Origin of the sequence: Terriglobus sp. RCC_193 (genome assembly GCF_041355105.1) — a bacterium.
GTDB lineage: Bacteria > Acidobacteriota > Terriglobia > Terriglobales > Acidobacteriaceae > Terriglobus.
This window is the reverse complement of sequence record NZ_JBFUPK010000001.1, coordinates 1,227,107-1,248,439: the sequence shown is the minus strand read 5'-3', so window position 1 is coordinate 1,248,439 and position 21,333 is coordinate 1,227,107. Positions and strand designations below refer to the sequence as shown.

General features: G+C 54.3%; 14 protein-coding genes. 9 read left to right on the top strand and 5 right to left on the bottom strand.

Going from position 1 to position 21,333, the window contains the following annotated elements; genetic code table 11:
• Window positions 1-408: 408 nt before the first annotated feature.
• The gene (locus tag AB6729_RS05235; RefSeq protein WP_371080513.1) at window positions 409-2,052 is read right to left on the bottom strand and encodes a uroporphyrinogen-III synthase; all 1,644 of its coding nucleotides are present in this window, start codon (window positions 2,050-2,052) and stop codon (window positions 409-411) included.
• A gap of 398 nt (window positions 2,053-2,450) precedes the next feature.
• Here AB6729_RS05235 and AB6729_RS05230 point away from each other — a divergent pair, with 398 nt between their 5' ends.
• From AB6729_RS05230 to AB6729_RS05200, 7 genes are all read left to right on the top strand, one after another.
• Window positions 2,451-4,238, top strand: coding sequence for a NirA family protein (locus AB6729_RS05230; protein ID WP_371080512.1), 1,788 nt, complete (start codon window positions 2,451-2,453; stop codon window positions 4,236-4,238).
• Window positions 4,235-5,977, top strand: a complete 1,743-nt coding sequence (locus tag AB6729_RS05225; RefSeq protein ID WP_371080511.1) for a sulfite reductase flavoprotein subunit alpha — start codon at window positions 4,235-4,237, stop codon at window positions 5,975-5,977. Before AB6729_RS05230 ends, AB6729_RS05225 begins: the two co-directional genes overlap by 4 nt.
• Window positions 5,859-7,496 (top strand): DmsC/YnfH family molybdoenzyme membrane anchor subunit, encoded by a 1,638-nt coding sequence (locus AB6729_RS05220; protein WP_371080510.1) that lies wholly within the window; start codon window positions 5,859-5,861, stop codon window positions 7,494-7,496. The genes AB6729_RS05225 and AB6729_RS05220 overlap by 119 nt, the downstream gene beginning before the upstream one ends.
• Window positions 7,493-9,661, top strand: coding sequence for a molybdopterin oxidoreductase family protein (locus AB6729_RS05215; RefSeq protein ID WP_371080509.1), 2,169 nt, complete (start codon window positions 7,493-7,495; stop codon window positions 9,659-9,661). Before AB6729_RS05220 ends, AB6729_RS05215 begins: the two co-directional genes overlap by 4 nt.
• Before the next feature lie 126 nt (window positions 9,662-9,787).
• Entirely contained in the window at window positions 9,788-11,047 is a 1,260-nt protein-coding gene (locus AB6729_RS05210; protein ID WP_371080508.1) for an MFS transporter, read from the top strand.
• Window positions 11,048-11,147: 100 nt separating this feature from the next.
• On the top strand, window positions 11,148-12,599 hold the full coding sequence (locus AB6729_RS05205; protein WP_371080507.1) for an alginate export family protein: 1,452 nt from the start codon (window positions 11,148-11,150) through the stop codon (window positions 12,597-12,599).
• A 16-nt stretch (window positions 12,600-12,615) separates the two neighbouring features.
• A complete protein-coding gene (locus tag AB6729_RS05200) occupies window positions 12,616-13,002 on the top strand; it encodes a hypothetical protein (RefSeq protein ID WP_371080506.1) in 387 nt (128 codons plus the stop codon).
• A gap of 95 nt (window positions 13,003-13,097) precedes the next feature.
• Here the strand turns inward: AB6729_RS05200 and AB6729_RS05195 are convergent, their stop codons facing one another.
• Window positions 13,098-15,599 (bottom strand): glycoside hydrolase family 38 C-terminal domain-containing protein, encoded by a 2,502-nt coding sequence (locus tag AB6729_RS05195; protein WP_371080505.1) that lies wholly within the window; start codon window positions 15,597-15,599, stop codon window positions 13,098-13,100.
• Window positions 15,600-16,158: 559 nt separating this feature from the next.
• Between AB6729_RS05195 and AB6729_RS05190 the strand changes: the two genes are divergently transcribed.
• Entirely contained in the window at window positions 16,159-16,404 is a 246-nt protein-coding gene (locus AB6729_RS05190) for a glycosyl hydrolase-related protein (RefSeq protein WP_371081191.1), read from the top strand.
• A gap of 65 nt (window positions 16,405-16,469) precedes the next feature.
• Here the strand turns inward: AB6729_RS05190 and AB6729_RS05185 are convergent, their stop codons facing one another.
• The 3 genes from AB6729_RS05185 to AB6729_RS05175 all read right to left on the bottom strand — a co-directional run bounded on the left by AB6729_RS05185 (window position 16,470) and on the right by AB6729_RS05175 (window position 20,047).
• Window positions 16,470-17,063 (bottom strand): Dps family protein, encoded by a 594-nt coding sequence (locus tag AB6729_RS05185; protein ID WP_371080504.1) that lies wholly within the window; start codon window positions 17,061-17,063, stop codon window positions 16,470-16,472.
• A gap of 129 nt (window positions 17,064-17,192) precedes the next feature.
• Window positions 17,193-18,431: an HlyD family secretion protein gene (locus tag AB6729_RS05180; protein WP_371080503.1), complete on the bottom strand. Its 1,239-nt coding sequence runs from the start codon at window positions 18,429-18,431 to the stop codon at window positions 17,193-17,195.
• 2 nt (window positions 18,432-18,433) lie between these two features.
• The gene (locus AB6729_RS05175; protein WP_371080502.1) at window positions 18,434-20,047 is read right to left on the bottom strand and encodes a TolC family protein; all 1,614 of its coding nucleotides are present in this window, start codon (window positions 20,045-20,047) and stop codon (window positions 18,434-18,436) included.
• 166 nt (window positions 20,048-20,213) lie between these two features.
• Between AB6729_RS05175 and AB6729_RS05170 the strand changes: the two genes are divergently transcribed.
• Window positions 20,214-21,311 (top strand): Gfo/Idh/MocA family oxidoreductase, encoded by a 1,098-nt coding sequence (locus AB6729_RS05170; protein ID WP_371080501.1) that lies wholly within the window; start codon window positions 20,214-20,216, stop codon window positions 21,309-21,311.
• The last annotated feature ends 22 nt before the right edge of the window (window positions 21,312-21,333 follow it).

Genomic DNA, 21,333 nt, shown 5'->3' with positions numbered 1-21,333 from the left:
ATTGGGGCTGGGGTTGAAAAACCAGAGGTGGTGCGGTTTCAACCCCAAACCAACCCCAACTAGAAAAGTTCTATACTTATTTTCAACAACTTAGGGCTCCGTAAAACTCCCGATCAGGCCTCGTAAGTCGTTGAAACTACGTTTCTGTCGCCGCTCATAACCCAAAGGTCGCAGGTTCAAATCCTGCCCCCGCAACCAATCCTTTTCAAGCAGTTACAAGGATCGGATTTTTCGAACAAACTCCCTAACTCCCAATAAGAAAATCGCCGTTTTAGGCGCTCGCTGTAATTGGCTTGAGCACCATCTCGACGACCTTCACAGCAAGTTTCCTTTCCCTGACTTCCCGACACAAATGGCTGTCTCAATTCGTATGCCGAGGAGCCACTGCGGGTAGCGTGGAGGAAGCCGTTAAAGGTTTCTGTCGCGCTTCAAGCTGTCTGCCAGCAGGATTGCCTCTGCAATTTCGCGCATGGATTTTCTTCGTTGACGGCTTTCTCGCTGCATGTTGCGGTAGGCATCGTCTTCTGAAAAATTCAGATCGCGTTGCAGGATACCTTTTGCCCGATCGACAAGCTTGCGGGTCTCGAGCCTGTCGGTAAGAACGGAATTCTCTGTCTCCAGCCGAGCGCGTTCGATTTCAGCTCCTACAAGAATTCCCACTGTAGAAAGCATGCGCCGTTCCAGTTCGCTGTGTTGATACGGCTGCCTGTGCTGCAAATTGAGTACACCTACGACACGGTTTGCGCAGGTGACAGGGGCACACAACATCGCTTCGAAGCGATCTTCCGGGAGGCTTACAAACGCGCTGAAACGAGGATCCTCACTCGCGCGTTCTGAAATAGCCACGGTTTCACGGTGTTCTGCGACCCATCCTGTAACACCTTCGCCGACAGAGAGTTTGAGGTGATCCAGCTCGTCGCTGTGCGGATTGCGTGAAGCACGCAAAACCAGTTTGTCGTCCTCAAGCGTGTAGAGAAAGCAGGAATCGCACGGAATCACAATGGATACAAGGGTCACGATGCGCGAAAGGGTCACGTGAAGCGGATCCGTGGAGGCGATGTGACTGCTGATCTCCTGCAGTACGTCAAAGGGAGCAAGACCATCGCGGAAGCCAGCCATGGCAGATGTCGAAGGGGCGACCTGCTGTACGGTTCCTCTGTACGGAGCTCGCGCTTTTACACCTGGCCTGGGGCCGGATTCAATCGTAACGGAACGCTTTTCCGGAAGCAGCTTCTTTGCATACTGAGCAGCTTCGTTCACCATGAAACCCATACGAGGTCGCGACGGTTCAAAGTCTGGCTGAACGCCATAATGCTTCAACTCTTCGGTTGTCGTTGGACCAATTGAGACGACGACGGCTTGTTGCAGCGCAACTCCCATCGCCTCTCGCAGTCCCAACTCATCCGCAATCTGGAAGAGATGAATCACCTGCACGGCGGTCATGAATAAGACAACGTCAATTTCGCCATCGCAGAGCCGGCGCACAGCATCGCGCAAGGGTTCCAGATCAAGAGGCAGCCCCCACTGATAAACGGGCACCTTGGTTACGTCAGCACAGCGGGCGACAAGTTCTGTGATGAACTCCGGATTGGTCGCCCCATATTCCTGTACCGCAACCCGAAGTTCCGCAAGCCGCGGACCATACTGTGCATCAAGCAATGCCAGCACTTCATGCCATGTGCTTGGTTCTTCGGTGGAGGCGGAAACCGGAATCTGCAGCTCACGCAGTGCGGCAACGGGTTTCACTCCACGAGTCACGACCTCACGTTGACGTAGCTGCTGAAGCAGAACCTCTTGCGAGTATTTTGTCTCTAACGTCTGCATCAGTTTGGTGACGCCGATGCCTGTCAGAAAGATGATCAGGTCGAAGTCCCCATTGAGTAGACGTTCCCCAAATTCAAAGCAATCTGTATTTGATTCGAGTGGGATCTCGCGCATCGCAGGGACGACTATTGGATCACCGTTATAGGTGCGGATCAGCTTTTCGACCTCGCGGGCACGGCGGGACTCGAGCGATAACACTCGCAGACCGTCGAAGCTGGCGTGACGCATGCGTGACTCCCAATGCGAATGGGCAGTGGCTGTAACTGGAAACTGCCGAAGTTTCTTGAGTGTAACGTGTCCGGCGGCAATTCTGCGCAGGCCGCCCAAACCGGCCCGGAAGATGGTTAGGAATCTTTCCCATTGCAGTCCGGGCGAGCCCGTGTCATACTTCGCGTATTGAAGGTGTGTCCCGCCATGATTGCCGGACGACTTTCTTCCTGCTCATAAACTGGCCCCCAGGCGCGCCAGCTCCGGCTTTACGAAACAAGCTCCACGACGAGCCCAGATGTCACTCATTTTAGTATTTGAGTGTGCGTCCGCGCGTTCTCGAGGCTTGTGCCGCGCACACACACTCTGATCCGTGACCTTCTGGGCCCGCCCTCTACATCGCGTTGAGGACCAGGATTATGACAGAGTTGCAAGCATCTGAAATCGCTGCCTCCGGAGAATTTCTGCCGGAACAGAAGGCCTATCTGCAGGGATTCTTTACTGCTGTGGCCCAGAGTTATCCGTATCTCGGACAGCTTGCGTCCGGGCAGTTCACTTCCGATTCCAATGCTGGCGGTCCGAACCTGGCGGACGCTCCGACGTTCTTCAATACACCCGTGGAGGATTTGTGCGCGGAAGAACGCTGGAAGTACGAGTCCAATCCCCTTGATGTGTGGGATGAATTGCTTGTTCATGCGGTGGAGAACAAGGCGCCGAATGCGGAGCATCGTTTTCGGTTTAAGTTTCACGGCCTGTTTCATGTAGCTCCCGCGCAGGACAGCTTTATGATGCGTCTCCGTGCCCCGGGTGGGATTCTAAACACGCAGCAACTGAGAGGACTCGCAAACATTGCAGAGCAGTTTGGTTGCGGCAGGTTAGACATTACGACGCGCGCGGGAATTCAGATCCGTGAATTTGCGCCGCGAACGATCATTGACGTGTTGAACGCAGTACGCGCGCTCGGCATGACCTCGCAAGGATCAGGTGCCGATAATATTCGCAACATCACGGCGTCTCCGCTTGCGGGAATGGATGCCGCCGAGTTGATTGATGTTCGTCCGTATGCGAACGCGCTTCAGGCATACATTCTCAATTCGCGTGACCTGTTCGGATTGCCGCGTAAGTTCAATATCGCCTTCGATGGCGGTGGCACGATCAGCACACTTGCGGATACCAATGACATCGGCTTTCTTGCGGTCCGCATTCCTGAGAATAAGTCGGTCCCAGCCGGTATTTACTTTCGCGCATTGTTGTGCGGAATCACCGGGCATCGGCAGTTTGCTTCCGACTGTGGACTGCTGCTTCGCCCAGATCAACTCGTCGCAGTTGCCGCTGCGATGGTGCGTGTCTTTGCTGAACATGGCGACCGGACGGACCGCAAGAAAGCGCGGCTGAAATATCTCATCGATAAGTGGGGGATCGATCGTTTCCTTGAAGAGACAGAGAGGAAGCTGGCATTTCCAATTCTGCGCATTGCCGCAGAAGATGCTGAACCGAGGCATCCAATTGACCGTACCGCTCATTTGGGCGTGCATTCGCAGCCACAATCAGAACTGCACTATGTCGGTGTCTGCGTTCCTGTAGGCTGGCTTCCCGTGGCCCAGGCTCGAGCGTTGGCCCACATTGCAGATCATTACGGGTGCGGCGAAGTGCGGCTGACGGTATGGCAAAACCTTCTGCTGCCAAATATCAAGACGCAGGACCTGGACGCTGTATGTGAAGCCATTCGATCTGCCGGACTTGATTTTGAGGCCGGTCATGTCTTGAGCGGCACGGTCGCTTGTACCGGTAACCGCGGCTGTCGTTTTGCAGCGACAGATACGAAAGGACACGCACTCGAACTTGCGCGTTCACTCGATGCTGCATTCCCAATCCTGCAGCCTATCAACCTGCATGTGACGGGCTGCTCGCACTCATGCGCGCAACACTACATTGGCGATATCGGTTTGATGGGAATCAAGGTAGGTGGGGAACCTGGGTATCAGGTGAGCCTTGGTGGTGGCGCGGACAATCACCAGGCGCTGGCTCGTGAATTGTTTCCCGCGCTTCAGTATGACGAAGTTGGTCCCGCGCTGCATAGCTTCATGCAGCAGTACACACGACGAGCCGGTTCGGGCGAATCGTTTCTGGATTTCTGTGCGCGCCATTCGGTGGAGGAGCTTCGTTTCTATTGCAAAGTGGAGAGTGCTGACGAGGTTGCCGCATGACAAAGATGATGCCGCTGATCCCGGAAGATGCACCCTTCAGCGCTGAGCAACGTGCATGGTTGAACAGCTTGTTGGAAGGCTTATTTCCTGCACCTGTACAAACAGAATCGCGGAAGAACTATCGTGTGAGTCTTTTCTTTGCTTCTCAGGGCGGTACAGCAGAACGGCTTGCGAAGAAGATGGCTAAGTTGCTCAAGGAGAATGGTCATACTCCGACAGTGCAATCGGTTGAAGGTCTTGCGCTGCCTGTCCTGGCACAGGAGCAATACGCCCTGTTCTTTGCCAGCACCTATGGTGACGGTGAGCCGCCCGATTGCGCATGCGCATTTCGAGATGCACTTTTTGCCGATACCGCGCCCCGTATGGAGGGCCTTCGTTACAGCATTTTTTGTCTCGGCGACAAAACGTATGAGTATTTCTGCAGATTTGGTATCGAGTTGGATGATCGGCTGTTGGCTCTGGGCGGCTCACGGATCACCGGACGCATAGAAAGTGACGTGGATGTAGACGCGTCATTCAGCGGATGGAGCGGTCAGTTTCTACAGGGTTTATCGGAACCCACCAAGACCGTGAACGATATTGCCGCTGCAGTCGATTCGTCCACGGTGATGACTCAGACACATACCCGTGAAAATCCTTATCATGCGCGATTAGTCGACAAACTATTACTCACCCATCCTTCATCAAGTAAACAGACTGTGCATGTCAGTTTTGACCTGACAGATGCGGAACTGCAGTATGAAGCGGGTGATGCTTGTGGTGTCCTGGCGCAGAACGACCCTGTGCTGGTGGATGAGATTCTGACCCTTCTGCCATTTCCGGCTACCGATACTGCCAGCCTGCCTAAATCAGAACCACTCACCGTCGAGGAACTTCTTCGTCATCATCTCCAGATAACGAAGCTGACCCGCAAAGTCATACAGCGGTTTGCGGAGAAAGCAAAATGCCGAACGCTCTCTTCGCTTCTGGCATCGGAGGCGGGTGAGTTAGAAACATATCTGTATGGACGTGGTTTGATCGACCTTCTTCATACTTATCCGGGTGTGCTTTCCAATGCGACTGAGTTAGTAGAGCTTCTGCCTCGACTTGCACCAAGGCTCTACTCCATATCATCGAGCCCTAGCGCACATGGTCGTGAACTTCACTGCACGATTGGAGTTGTGAGTTACATCGCACATGGACGCGAACGCGGAGGGGTGGCTTCCACCATGCTGGGACAGAGGATGGAGGTTGGTGCGCGAGTACCAATCTATCTGCAGCCAAACAAGCGTTTCCGTTTACCCAAAAGTTCTACAACGCCCATCATCATGATTGGTCCTGGAACCGGCGTGGCGCCCTTCCGTGCGTTCCTTCATGAGCGTCGCGCACTGGGGCATACAGGCCGCAACTGGCTTTTCTTCGGAGAACGTAGTGCAAAGACAGACTTCCTTTATTGCCGCGAGATGAAATCGTTTGTCGAAGATGGTCATCTAACCCGATTCGATACTGCTTTTTCGCGTGACCAGGAACACAAAGTGTACGTTCAGGATCGCATGCTTGAATCTGGCGCCGAGTTGTTTCGCTGGCTGAATGATGGTGCATCGCTATACGTGTGCGGTGATGCCAGCCGTATGGCAAAGGATGTGGATATTGCACTGCATCGCATCGTGGAAAACCACGGTGGTCTCACGGCGGAGGCGGCGCAGGAATACGTCTCTGCTTTGCACGAACAGCATCGCTATCACCGGGACGTGTACTAACATGCCTCTACCTCTTCAGGAAATTGCGATGGAAGCAGACAGCGCCGAACTGGTGCGGATGACGCTCGTGGCAAACGGAGCTTCACCCACTCTGGCACAGGCGCTTATTCCGTCGCGTCCTCTGGAGGCTGATGAACAGTATCGCTTTCACTTCGACATGACGAAGTGCATTGGTTGTAGATCGTGTGAAATTGCGTGCAACGAGCAGAATGGGAACCCAGCACATATCCAGTGGCGGCGCGTTGGTGAACTGGAGGGTGGCGTGTATCCAAACACGCAGCGCACGTATCTTTCCATGGGCTGCAACCATTGCCTTAGTGCCGACTGTCTCCGCGGCTGTCCTGTGGATGCCTATACAAAGGACCCACTTACCGGCATCGTTCTGCATTCCGCGGATGCATGCATTGGTTGTCAATACTGCGTATGGAATTGTCCCTACAGCGTCCCCCAATTCAATGCTGAGCGCGGGGTGGTAGGCAAGTGCGATATGTGTCGCGATCGCTTGCTCGACGGACGTGAGCCTGCTTGTGTGAACGCTTGCCCGGAAAATGCAATTCAGATCGAGATTGTGAATAAGGAGGAATGGCAGAGAGATTTCCATACCGCGGAATCTCCTGGAATGCCGGCAGCAGGACAGACAATCTCGACCACGCGCATTACGCTTCCCGAGCGGTCATCCTCCTGGTTAGAGCGTGTGGACACGGGGGCTATCCATCTTGAGCATGCGCATCCTTCCTTGATTGCAATGACCACGGTGATGCAAGCCTCCTTTGGAGCGCTTGCTGTTACAACCATTGCACATCAATTAACGGCTACTGTTCTGGCACTGCTCTGGTTGCTTACAACGTTTGCTTTGAATGTGTCCGTGTTTCATCTCGGTCGTCCAGCCTACGCATGGCGTGCACTTCGCATGTGGCGGCGTTCATGGCTCAGTCGTGAAGTTTTATGCTTCGGCCTCTTCTACAGCACCGTCACGGCATGCGCGGCTTCTGCGTGGTTTCCAACCCTCCGCTGGTTGGTTGCACCACTTGCCTGCACTAGCATATTGCTTGGATTATGCGGGACGTTGGCGAGCGCCGCACTCTATCTTGTTAAAGCAAGACCCGCATGGAACACAGTCCATACACCCATTGATTTTCTGGCTTCAGCGGCCTTACTGGGAAGCCTCGTAGCAGATGTCATAACACAGGACCACTTTGCTCATCCCGGCGTAGTGCTGGTGTCTGCATCGGTCTGGAGCGTAAATCAACTTGTGAGGATCGCGCGGCTTCGCCACGCAATCGTGTTCGAGCAACGCGCCAGCTATAACCTGCTGCGCGGAGAGCAATTGTTCTATCGAGTGGCGCTCGCTTTTCTAAGTGCTGGTGCAGCGGTTCTGTTTGCATACGCCCCGCTGCCGTGGCTCGCACTTTTCGCAGGCGTCGTGACAGTGGTTACCGGACGATATCTTTTCTTTGTTTCCGTTGTGCCGTTGAGCATGGGCCTGGGCTTTATCGGTAGTCACGCGGAGGCTGCATGAGCATTACGCAACGACTGATGAGAGCTCTTGGCCTGGATATTGCAACGAGTAAGTACGCCTACGGACGAGATCCAATCTTCGGACATATATCGGAATCCAGGATTGCTGATAAGTGGACGAAGACAACGTGCGGCTATTGTTCCGTGGGCTGCGGCATGCTGGCTGGTACACGCGATGGTAAAGCAGTTGCGGTACGCGGCAATCCGGATCACCCTGTAAACCTCGGCAAACTTTGTCCGAAAGGACTAAGTGAACACCAGATGATCGATACTCCGGGCCGCGCGCGTACTCCATTGCTGCGTCGTGGCGGACGGAATTCACCTTTCGAGCCGATCACATGGGACGAGGCGCTGGATGTGATGGTCACGCGCATAACGGCACTTCAGCGGCAGCATGGCGCTGATACTCTCGGTGTGATCGGGACAGGACAGCTCCTCACAGAGGAGTTCTTCACGCTTGGCAAGCTTGTGCAACTCGGGTTCCGCAGTAGGAATTACGACGGCAACACTACGCTGTGTATGGCATCAGCCGTATCGGGTTACAAGATGAGCTTTGGCTCAGATGGTCCGCCCGGTTCGTATGCCGATATGGAGCATGCAGATGTCGTCCTGTTAGTCGGCTCGAATATTGCAGACAACCATCCGATTCTTTGCAATCGTCTGCGAAAGAAGCCAGGACAGGTTCTTATTGTTGCCGATCCTCGCGTTACTAAAACAGCAATGATGGCAGACATCCATCTTCCGGTTAAGCCTCGCTCTGATATCGCGTTGTTGAATGGTATCGCTCACATCCTCTTGCGTGACGGCATGATCGACGCGAGCTTCTTAAAAGAACACACGGAAGGACTCGAAGAATTCAGGAGTTTTGTTTCTGAGTTCACGCCAGATGCTGTATCTCTCACCACAGGCCTCTCGGTAGAAACGATTGAGAATGTAGCCTTCCTTTATGGGAAAGCATCGTCCGCTTTTATCGGGTGGACGATGGGCGTGAACCATTCGACACAGGGGGCCGTGACGGTTGCGGCGATCAACAATCTTGCATTGCTTACTGGCAAGATAGGGCAATTGGGTTCTGCTCCCTTCTCGATCACGGGACAATGCAATGCCATGGGGACGCGCGAGAGTGGCTTTACCTCTGGCATGCCTGGGTATCGCAAATTTGATAACCCAAAAGATCGTGAAGAATTAGCAGCGCTATGGGGTATTGACGAAGATGAGTTGCCGCAGTCACGCGGACTTGCGTACCCTGACATCATTGAGGGTGCTCTCGATAAACGCGTTCGTGCTCTTTGGTTCATAGCTACAAATCCGGTTGTGAGTTTTCCGAATGTGAAGCTGTTGACGCAGGCTTTGTCTACGGCCGAGTTTGTGGTGGTGCAGGATGGTTTCTTCCCAACGCCAACAATGGATTATGCCGATCTTGTGCTTCCTGCGGCGATCTGGGGTGAGAAAGAAGGAACTTATACAAATTCAGAGCGCCGCGTCAGTAAGGTAAATGCGTTTGTTACACCACCCGGAGAGGCACGTCCAGACTTCAATATCTTTCTCTCTATCGCAGAGCGGCTAGGGATTCGAGAAAAGCTGTTTCCTGGCTGGACCTCATCTCATGACGCATGGTTGGAGTGGCAGCGTGTGTCGGCAGGCAGGCTTTGCGACTATAGCCAATTTACGTGGGAGCAACTGGAAGAACAGGGCGGTGTGCAATGGGGTGGTGCAAGCCTCTATCGAGAGGGCGTCTTCCCCTATGAAGGTGGTCGGGCGAAATTACATTGTGTCCCGTGCCTGCCCTTCACAGAACAGCCAGACAAAGAGTTCGACTTCATTCTCAATACGGGCCGCACGGTTGAGCATTGGCATACAAGAACAAAGACAGGAGCTGTTCCGCAGCTGGATAGAATGGTCCCCAACGCGTGGTTAGAGATGAATCCTGTTGATGCGGAACGTCTCTCGTTGCGTCAGCATGATCGGATCACCCTCGTCTCTCGCCGTGCCAGTGTTGAGGGTATTGAGCTGCGCATTACCGGCATCGTTGCACCTGGCCAGGTCTTTATGCCATTCCATTTTGCCGAACAGAACTCCAATCTTGTCACACTGGGTGCATTCGATCCCATTAGTCGCGAACCCAATTTCAAACAGTGTGCTGTGCGCGTCGAGCGTAGCCGCTGAATCCTTGCGGCCATGACCGCCGCGAGAGTATCACCGTAGTAAAGAGCTGAACCATGACGTTCGCTCCGCACCACAAGCCGTAAGCGCAGTTTCACAACAAACTCACTTCGACTTAGGAGCCACAACATGGCAAGCGCAAAAGCGTTCTTACGTTCCGGACATCCACCCACACTCTTCGCCGCCTTCCTGTATTTCGACTTCAGTTTTGCTGTATGGGTACTGAACGGAGCCATGGGCCCATTCATTACTGAACAGTTTCATCTTTCACCAGCTCAGACAGGGCTGATGGTATCGATACCCACCATGGCTGGTGCGCTGATGCGCTTTCCACTGGGAGTTCTTAGTCAATACATCGGACGTAAGAGCGCGGCAATTATTGAGATGGTCATAATTATTGCCGCTTTGATGTATGGTTTTTTCTTTGTCCACACATTTTCAAATGTTCTTGCCATGGGTGTGTTGCTGGGAACTGCAGGCGCCAGCTTTGGCGTCGCTCTCTCTCTTGGCTCCGGTTGGTTTCCAAAGGAATACAAAGGCCTTGCGATGGGCATTGCCGGAGCAGGGAACAGCGGAACAGCTCTTGCCGCGTTCTTTGCACCGCGTCTTGCCAAGGCCTACGGATGGTCAGATGTTTATGGCGTTGCAGCACTATTCATGCTGTTGCCACTTTTGACTATGATCTTCTTTGCGAAGGAACCACCAGACAAAGAGCATCAGACACTGCGGCAGCATCTGAAATGCCTGGTGGAAGCTGATGGATGGTACTTCAACCTTATTTACATCATTACCTTCGGCGGCTTTCTGGGGCTCGCGACGTTCCTGCCCTCTCTGTATGTAGCGCAGTTCCACATTGCAAAGACCCAGGCCGGTACGCTGACCATGATGGCGACACTGCTGGGAAGTGGAACGCGTGTATTGGGCGGATGGCTCTCAGATAAGATCGGTGGGATCACGACTCTATCGGTTGTATTTCTCGTAGCCATTGCAGGCATCTTCGGTCTTACGACATCACCCTCGCTTGCTGTAACAACCTTTCTCTTTATGGTGTGTTTCGCGGCACTGGGTGCTGGTAATGGAGCAACATTTCAGCTTGTCCCATTGCGTTGGCCGCTAACCACAGCAATTGCAGGTGGCATGATCGGCGAGATCGGAGCTCTTGGCGGAAGCATTCTTCCGAATGCTCTTGGAATCTCGAAACAGAAGACCGGATCCTTTTCCGCGGGCTTCGTGGCTTATGCGATTTTTGCCGTTCTGGTACTAGTCGTCATGAGACTTGTTGCTCGCCGATGGACGAAGAGCTGGGTCGGAGCAGGGGGGAGAGCGATTGCTTCCGAGGCTGTTGACTCCGAAATTATTGGAGTAACGAATTCGGCTATCGCTGTCTAAGGTCTAACCGGCTGACTCAACCGCGAGATACATAACGTCCAGAGGCGCAAAGCATCAGCTAGCCGCGCTGGAATAACGCAAGACGCTTCAGGAGACATTCATGAAGAAGTCCCTCCTCTTGCTCGCTGTTGCGAGCATGGCTCCCTCTTTGTTTTCTCAGACCTCCCCATCGGCAACAACGGGGCCGCTTGTTACGGTTGCCATTCGTGAACGCACGAATGCCACTCAGTGGTTTGCTGCGACTCCAACTGCTGAAGTGTATGGGCATCAGGATTCGCTCTTACGCCTTTCGTTGACGCAACGAATACGCAAAGTCGACTACATGCTGGACCTGGGCCAGAGCGCTGAGCTGGCGCTTCCAACGGATGCAGTTTCGCCGATTGCAGCGCAGGGGCAACTTGGCCTGGGAGGCACGTACTATGCCGCGAACAATAGCAATGCGTACCCAGCGGCTGCGTCGTTCCGGCAGGGTTTTCTTCGCTATCACTTCCATGAGGATGGAGGCGCGGCACGCATCGGGCGCTTCGAGTTTTTCGAAGGGCAAGAGATGTCGGCCAAGGCCCCGTCACTTCGCTGGTTGCAAACGAATCGTGTTGCCCAGCGTCTGGTGGGTAACTTCGGGTTCTCCAATGGACAGCGATCATTCGACGGCATGGATGTGAAGCTTGGCGGGGCAGCCTGGGATGTTACTGCGATGGCGGGCCGTGTAACGCAAGGTGTCTTCAATACGAATGCCAATCCGGAGCTTAACGTTGATATTCAGTACCTTTCGTTTTCTCGGTACCTGAACCAGCACCTACTTGTTCGTGGCTTTGGGGTTGGATATCACGATGGGCGTACGGGGATTACAAAAACAGATAACCGGACAGCTACAGCAAGAGCACTGGACCACACGAATATTCGCATTGGCACATACGGCGGCGATATTGTTGCTGCAATTCCTACAGGCAAAACTACGGTGGATTTTGTACTGTGGGGTGCAGGGCAGAGCGGTCGCTGGGGCGTTCTGGATCACTCCGCCGGTGCGATCGCGGTAGAAGGCGGCATTAAGCTCAACACTGTGGCATCGATGCCATGGTTTCGTGGAGGACACTTTCGTTCGACTGGTGACGATAATCCCAATGACGGGAAACACAATACATTTTTCCAGATGTTGCCGACCCCGCGCGTTTATGCGCGTGATCCGTTTTACAACCTGATGAACTCCACAGATACATTTGTGCAAATGATCGATAATCCCAGTAAGAAGATAGAAATCCGGAGCGATCTACATTTTCTGCAACTCACATCGAAGCAGGATTTCTGGTATCAGGGTGGAGGAGCGTTTGATAACAAGGTGTTTGGGTACACCGGGCGCCCCTCAAACGGCAACGCCAGCTTCTCATCGCTCTTCGATATCAGCACGGATTATGCCATCACGCCACAAGTATCACTGACGGCCTATTATGCTCATGCTTATGGGAAGACGGTGATCGCGACGATCTATCCTCGCAATCGTGATTCTAACTATGGATACTTCGAGTTGAACTACAAGTTCCAAAAGCATCTTTAGGAGTGTGTCGCGTTTTATGAAATTGAGAATCAAGGATAACTCCATCCGCTTCCGTTTGCTCCGATCGGAAGTGCGTGCCCTGGCAGAGCAGGGAAGTATCGTGGCGCACACGCTGCTTAGTGCCTCCGATCCCGCCGGCCGGTTGTCTTACTCGATTGAACACGGGGCTATGTACACAGTGCTCAGGGCGGAACAGAAAGGATTTTCCATTCACATTACGGCGCCCACGGAAGAGATTGTCGGCTGGGCAAACGACGACGGGAAGGTAGGACTTTATGCGGAACAAACGGTATACGGAGACCAAATACTCCAGATCGCGATTGAAAAAGACTTTGCCTGTATCGATCGTGGCGATGCAGATAACGTGGATACCTTTGACTATCCTAGTGTGAAGACGTGTTGATGCTTCGGAACAACTGCGCGAAGGCATATAGTCCGCAAGTACATCGAGCACTCCGGCGTGATGTGACGGAGTGCTCAATGTATTGGTGTGATGGGTCAAACCTCGAGGATGGATACTTCTTTCACCTTTGCCGGGCCGGAGGTTGAGTGTTGGATGAGCAACGTCTTCAATTCCCATGGACCAAGTTTGACTTCATGATCAAGATTCATGAGAGCGCTTTTCAGGGATGTCTTTGTCGCCGTTCCGGAACGTTCTTGTATGCGAACGACATAGCCATCCTTGACGTTCTCTGCGGGTTTGAGTGCGAGTACCCAGACAGAGCTTGGAGACACATCAAAGAACGACTGCTCCCATTCCATATGCCCTGCATGAGCCGATGTCATGACATGTTCGGCTGGGCTTTGTAGCTCTTCTGCAAGGCGGTCCAGCGCTAATTGAGAATGTGTTCCTTTTTTGGCCACAAGCCAGAATCGGCGCTCCTGGCGCCCCTGGTCCTGCCATGCATTGGCATCGAAGTAGGTGGTGGGCGCGGGTCTGTGGCGAGCGAATGGTGCAGATCGGATGAGCACTGTCCGGAAGAGTCCGTCGAGGCAATCGTAGCTATAGGTCTGCTCGTTGATGAGCGCAAGAGTGTAGTCGTTGAAACCGATCTTGCCTTGCACTGCTGCCCAATCCTGATACGGCTCTTCTTCGCCATTGACGGAGCGTTCAATGATTGCTCCAGGAACCTTGGTGAAGATACGTGGCTGGACCAGTGCGGTTGGGATCTCGAGTTTCAGCATCTGCTCATGCTGATGCCAATTGATGACGAAGCGGAGTTCTACTGCTTCGATACCTGCATACTGAACAAGATCGAGAATGATTTCGGATTCCATCCACGTTGCGCGATGACGGGTAACTCGAGTAACGGGTCCATCTTCTACAACCCCGGCAGAAACAAGAGTGGGACAGCCCATTTCCTGACGGAATTGCTTCACGCCATGCGCCCAGGTGTCTGACGTATCGGACACAACCACCAGTCCGATGCTCCTGGCCAGAAGCTCGGTCCCGTCCTCGGCTTTCACAGAAGAGATGCCGAAGCCAGTTTCGGAAACTGCGATGGCATTCGAGAGTTTATCACCACCAGGTGCAGGACCGTGGGCAAGTTCGAATAACTTATATCCACAAGCAGGTAAGTCCACCCAGGCGGTAAGGCGCAGATGGTTTTGCGTCATGCTCTCAGAAGAAATCCATTGAATTGGATACTTCTTTTGATCTTTGTCAGTTAGGTGAGTAATAAGTTCCAGATTGTCGGGGCGTCGTCCTGTGTAGTACTCGACTAATGTTTTGCGTGGCCAAGGTAGGGGGTTCCACAAAAATACGGCGCCCTGTACCACCTTGCTGGTATCTACTTGACGAGCCATCGTCTGCAGCGCTTCTATCTTGGTCGTCTGAGCAACCTCGCATGCGAATCCAAGGCTGTCGCGCACATCCTGATAGTCGGTGTAAAGGGATGTTCCCGCTGCCATGTCATGGAACTGGCAGAAAAGAATCTTCCACCACGAATCGATGAATTCCTTGTGGGGATATTGATGCGTCGTCGTCAGGCTCGAGAACAGAGAGATGGATTCGGCTTCCACCATGGACCGTTCCGCGCGACGGTTGAGGGCTTTGCCTTCTCCGTAAGCGGAGTAACAGCCCCGCGAATGATGCTGCAATTCGTGGCGAACCACAGGCAGGGAGCCGAACGCCGGCGATTTCTTTACTGCCTCGAAGAACTCATGCAATGTGCTCCAGCGTAGCTCCGGAAGACTCCGGTCACCTTTCATCTTCAGGACTTCGCGTATCTGCGCGGCAGTTACTGCGCCTCCGTGGTCGCCGACGCCAAGGAAGAAGGCGGCATGATCCATACCAGGTGAGAAATCGTGAGTTACGGCAGATGCAATATCGGAAGGTTTGGCTTCATAGGTGTCATAAATCCTGAGCGCGAGTACACGTGAACCATCCGGACCCTCCCACCAGAACAGCAGTGGAAGATCCATCTCATGTTCTTGTGGCCGCATGAAAACGTAGTATTCATAGCCTGCGTTCTTAAGGATGGTTGGAAGTCCAGCAGCGTGTCCGAAGGAGTCAGGATTGAATCCGATTTTGACATCAACTCCAAGCTCGTTCTTGCAGAATTGTTTTCCGTAGAGACAGTGTCGAGCGAAACTTTCTGTTGAGGGGATATTGCAATCGGGCTCAACAGGCCAAGCCCCTACCACTTCCCAGCGGCCTTCGCGAATACGCTGTTTAATCTCTTCAAACATGCCGGGATCCGCGTTTTGGACCCAGCGATAATGCATCGAGGAAGAGTGGGTATAGCAGAATCCCGGCGTGTCTTTGATGCGATTCAACGCACTGCGGAATGTGTTCAATGCTTCATCGGCACCATCGCGCCACGGCCATAGCCACGCCGCATCAATATGCGAATGCCCCATGATATGCAATATGCGCTTGCTGTTTGCGCTATTGTGCACAACCTGAGCAAGGCAATTAGAAACGGCCACGGTGCCAACAGCTGCTGTGCCCTGAATTAAGAAGTCTCTTCTGGACAGGCTGCTTTCAATCGTTTTCATAAGAGCTTCCTCGTGGGTTGACTGCAATATTCATGATGCAGATGGCATCTAGGTGGAAGATGAATCAATAGGAAAGCACGCGTCTTCCATATCGGCACATCGTGCGAGCTATGATCGGATATTGTTCTGGCAATCCTGCCAGAATCACATATGAACTTATCTTTTCTGCGGTAAACACCTGTCAAGAATGTTGGTTGCAAAGCTGGCATGACAACTTAAATCAAAACGCTTTCGATTGAACGGAAGGCGCCGCCAGCCTGCGCGATAGAATTCGCGGGGCAGCATATCTAGCATTGTGTCTGGTACCTGCATCGGCGGGCGTGGCTCCGTTACGTCCTTACCATTTCCTAAGAAGTGTTTGTGTTTACAGGAAAATGTAGTAAGTCAAGTTACTATCGTCAGAGTGTAAATTCGCTCGCGATGGCGACCGCTCTGTGTGGAGGTCTTGTTTCATGCAACGTTGCGTATGCGCAATATACTCCGGAAACAAAGCAGTTCGATAATCCCGGACCACAGCAAATCGCCACTGCGGTGAAGGCTTTGACGAAGCAATCGCAAGATAATATCGACAAATTGTCTAAGTTGGACGAACTGCCTACATCGAATCTACGAATGGGTAGGGGAGAATGGCAGGGTCGTGTTCCGCATTCCTGCGGGGGCGAAGTCTGCTACGTTGACGAATCTGATGGAGAAGCCTGAAGGTAGCCCGATATCCGTTGTTGACACGAATAAGGTTGGGGTTCCTGTAAGTCCTTATTCAATTACGTCATTGCGTATCGATTACCCGGATGCTCAAAAGCAATAAGTGTCCCGAGATAAAACGAATGGCCTGCCATAAGGCAGGCCATTTGCATTCTGATGAACGAAGATCTACTTCGCGTGGATCAACGGCATATCTACCAGGTGCTGCATGATGAACCACGCCTGCAGTTCATTCACACGAAGTACGTCGGAGACAGCCAGATCATTGGTGCCGTCATCACCGTTATCGTCGGCCTGTTTGGCAATTTTGTGGCAGTCTTCAATGATGATTTTGTGCGCTTCGAGCAGGCGCGAGATCTGCACGGGAACCTCTTCCTTGCCACGTGGAGGCCGTGCGATGCGGCTTACTTCTGCTACGTCACCACCCATCGCAATGGAAACGCCACCCAGAATCTGAATGCGTTCTGCGATGGAGTCGACGATCTCTACCTGTTCGTCAAAGTGCTTATCAAACAACAGGTGGAGCTGATAGAAGGTGGGGCCGGCAACCTGCCAGTGGTGCTTTTTGTACATGTCGCGCAGGGTGATGGAATCTGCCAAAAGCTGGTTCAGTGCCTTGCACGATTTTGCCCGGACATCTGCATCCAGCCCCAGCGGCAGGTCCTGAACGACGGTGCCCCACTTCTGAATTTCCACGGCCTTCTCGTGCCAGTGCGGTGTAATTAGATCTTTTGACTCAGCTTTCTTCATTGCGACTGCCATGATGCGCTCTCCTTTGCGGCTTATTTCTTGGATGCCAGGGCGGGGGATACGGTGGCTTTTCTCATCGGCGCAGAAACACGAAGGGCGCGGCTAAAAGCCGCGCCCTTTTGTGCATAGATTGCAGTGAAGTTACTTAATGCCTACATCCGGAACCACGGAGTAGCCGGGACGCAGCAGGTGGTCGTCATTCTCACCCTTTTCCAGGTCGATGCGAACCGGGATGCGCTGCACTACCTTCACGTAGTTACCCGTGGCGTTCTCCGGCGGAAAGAGCGACAGGCGTGAACCTGTTGCACCACCAACCTGAGTTACGCGGCCCTTGTACTTGCGGCCACCCAGAGCATCTACCTTCACGGTAACTTCCTGGCCCACCTTCATGTGCTGGAGCTGGGTTTCCTTGAAGTTCGCGGTGATCCAGAGGTTATCCAGCGGGATGATGGTCAGCATGTTCTGGCCGGGCGAGATGTTTTGACCCACCGAAACATTCTTCTTGTTGATGATGCCGCCAATTGGCGCGACGATGTGGCAGTAGCTCAGGTTCAGCTTGGCCTGGTCCAGCTTTGCCTGTGCCGTCAGGATGTCCGCATCGGCGGCCTGTGCACGAGCCTGCTGCACTGCAATCTGCTTGGGGCCGTTCTCGCGAGCCTGTGCTGCATCGCTGCGGGCAGAGTTCAGCCTGGATTGCGTCTGCGCCACAGCTGCCTGTTGCGCAATCACATTCTGCTGTGCTTCCAGCAGGGCGCCGCTGGTGGCTGCTGCCTGTGCAACCGCCTGATCAAACTGCTGCTTGCTGATAACGTCCTTTTCGACGAGGGGCTTGTAGCGGTCCACGTCGAGCTGAGCCTTCAGAGCATTTGCCTTTGCCTGATCGACGCGAGCCTGCGCTGCAGCGACGTTCTTCTGTGCCTGTGCCACAGAAGCTTCGGCCGTCGCAACGTCCGATCCCGATGTCGCCACCTGCGTGCGCGTTTGAACGCTCACAATGGGTACATTTGAGTTGGCCTGTAAGTAGCTGGCCTTGGCATTGGCAAGCTGTGCTTCTGCCTGCTCAACTGCTACCTGGTAGTCGCGCGGATCAATTTCAGCGATAACATCGCCCTGCTTGATCTCCTGATTGTCTGTGACGCTGACCTTGATGACCTGGCCGGAGACACGTGCGGATACCTGGTACAGATCGCCATCCACCTGCGCATCGTCTGTGTCTTCCGTCAGCGTGGAGCGCCAGTAGAAGAAGCCGGCCACCAGAACGAGAAGGAGGACGACAAGAATAATGATGAACTTGCGGCGAGCCTTTGCCGGTGCCGTCTCAGACGGATCGGGTGCTGCTGCTTTGTTCTGCTGCTGTTGCTGCTGATCGGAATCTGCCACGATCACTTTCCTCCGAGTTGAAGAGCTTGTTTGTAATTCGTTCCGGCATAGCCGACGGCGCGCGCTAATGAAAGCTTTGCGATGTTGTGCTGATACAGCGCGCTGATGTACTGGTTGTTCGCCTGTTCGGTCTGCGACTGCGCATCGGAGACGGCCAGATTGTCTGCTACACCGGAGCGGAAGCGCTGCTGCGCTTCGCTAAGTGCTTCGTTTGCCAGATCCACGTTGGACTTGGTGGCTTCCACCAGCTTTTCCGCTGCTTCAATGTCCAGCAGGGCATCGCGAACGTCTGCGTTTACCTGCTGCACCTGGTCGGAATAACGAGCTTGTGTCGCCTTCAGGTTGGCGTCTGCCACCTGAATATCACCTTGCGTGCGTGCAATCTGCAGGATGGGTACGGAGACCTGTCCCGTTGCGGTATAGGTTCCATGCGAGTGAGCAGGCGTGGTACCCAGGTCGCCGAAGTCGCCGTTAAAGTCGACGGTCGGGTAGTACTCCGCTTTTGCCGCAGACCTTTGCGATGCCGCACCCTTTACCCGTTCTGCGGATGCCTGCAGGTCCTTGCGGTTCTTCTGCGCATCGGCAAACGCCTGTTCGGGTGTGGTGGGTGTTGCGGCAGTGAAGGGAGCTGCATCGGCAATGTGGAGCTTCTGGTCCAGTGGCAGGCCAATCGCTCGAGCGAGATTCAGCTTGTCCTTCTCCAGATTGTTCTGCGTCTGGATGACCTGCTGATCCGCATTCTGATAGTCCACGCGGGCGCGCAGCACGTCCAGCTTGGGGCTGGTGCCGGCTTCATGCGCTGCAGTGGCCTGATCGAGAGACACTTTCGCATTGGCACGTTCCGCGATGGCAGCATCAATGCGCGCCTGATCCGCAATGCAGAGAAGGTAAGCATTGCCGATGGTCAGCACCACCATGTTGCGTGCGTCTTCCGCGGTCAGCTTCGCGCCCTGAAAGTTATGCTTCGCAGCAATGTACTTCTGAATGCTGCTGACATTCACCAGTGACTGCGACAGATACGCGCGGAAGTCAAAGACCTGGAAAGGGCCGATGATGGGATTCAATCCGGGGAAGCTCAAGCCGTAGGCGGCAAGGTTCACCTGCTCTACCGTGTAGGAAGCAGATCCGGTGACCGAGGGCAGCAGAGCCTGCAATGCCTGCAGTTTCTGACCATTCACGGTTTGTGTCTGAGCGCCCTGCAGGATCAGGCCCAGGTTCGTGCGAAAGCCGCGCTGGATCGCATCGTCCAGCGTCAGTTCCAGCACGCCGTCTGTGGCCTTGCCATCAACGATGGATCCCTTGAAATCCTGCTGTGTTACCTGCGTGCTGCCCGCTGCTTGTGGGACAGAGCTGAAAATCTGCTCTGCACCCTGAACGGTGGTGACGCCGCTGGCGGTGTGGTCGTTGCTGCCCGGTTGTGTACTCGCTCCCACCTGGGCACCGGCTCCGAGTGGCAGCATCAGCGAAAGGACAGCCGCCGCGGACAGTGTCCAACGCCGTGGGCGGCAGTGAAAGCCTGAGGCTCGAACGTGTTGCGTCATACGCTCCATTGCGACCCAAGCGACTCGGTTCCACGTCTCCACTGACTGGCAAGTCAGTGGCCGGGCGTCGGCCATGCTTCGGTTTCCTTCTTCAGATGCAGGCAACCCCATGTCCCGATGCAGAAAATGTTGCCTGCGTGCCACAAATTCTGTGCAGATTCTTTTCTGCGCGATTCATCACTCCGTTCTATCCTGTTGATTCGCGCGTTGAAACAGGACGCGGACAGGGGGAACGGAAGAATTGCGTCGCATTCGCACGGGAGTTGTGGGATTTGGACTGGCAGGACGCGTTTTTCACGCGCCCTTTGTAGATGCTATTCCTGAACTGGAGCTGGCTTATATAGTCCAGCGTTCCGGCGACGAGGCACGACACGCCTTTCCGCAGGCGGAGCAGCTTCGCAGTTTCGAAGAACTTCTGCAGAGTGACGTGGAGCTGGTGGTGCTGGGAACGCCCACCATCAGCCACTACCCCATGACCAAACAGGCACTGCTGGCGGGCAAAAACGTGGTCTGCGACAAGCCCATGACCACCACCACGGCCCAGGCCGAGGAACTGGAGCGGATTGCCCATGAGAAGGGGCTGTTGCTGTTTCCGTTCCACAACCGCCGCTGGGATGGCGACTTTCAGACATTGCAGGGAATCATTCGCGATGGCCGCGTGGGCCGCGTTGTCATGTTGGAGTCGCGGTTTGACCGCTATCGCCCTGAACCGAAGCCAAATGCATGGCGTGAGGAAGAAACAGCGGGTGGCGGCCAGCTTTATGACATTGGGCCACACCTGATGGATCAGGCGCTGACGCTCTTTGGACGTCCGTCTACGCTGACGGCGAATCTTCGTTCCGACCGCAATGTGGGCAAGGTTCCGGATGGCTTTGACCTGACACTGGTGTTCGACACGGGCAGGGAAGACCGCAAGATTACGGTGAAGCTGGGCACCACGGTGCTGGCCGCCGATCCGGCGCCGCGCTATCGCCTGAATGGTACGGGTGGTAGCTATGTAAAGTACGGGTTGGACCCGCAGGAGCCTGCGATTCTGGCAGGGCATCTGCCGCCGCGGCAGGGTGCTGAGGAGGTCTGGCTGCAGGAGCCGGAGGATCGCTACGGCATTCTGACCTACTGCCCCAATACTCAGAAACCAAATGAGTTGGAGCGGGAGACAATTCCTACGCTGCGGGGCGATTATCGCGGTTTCTACCAGAACGTGGCGGACTCGCTGCTGGGATTGGCTGCGCCGGAGGTGACGGCGCGTTGCGCTGTCCGAACCGCGCGCATGATCGATCTGGCGTACGAAAGCGCTCGTATCGGAGCTACCGTCCGCGTGGACCATACCGGCTGGTAAATCAAAAGTGGTTGTTTCAGAG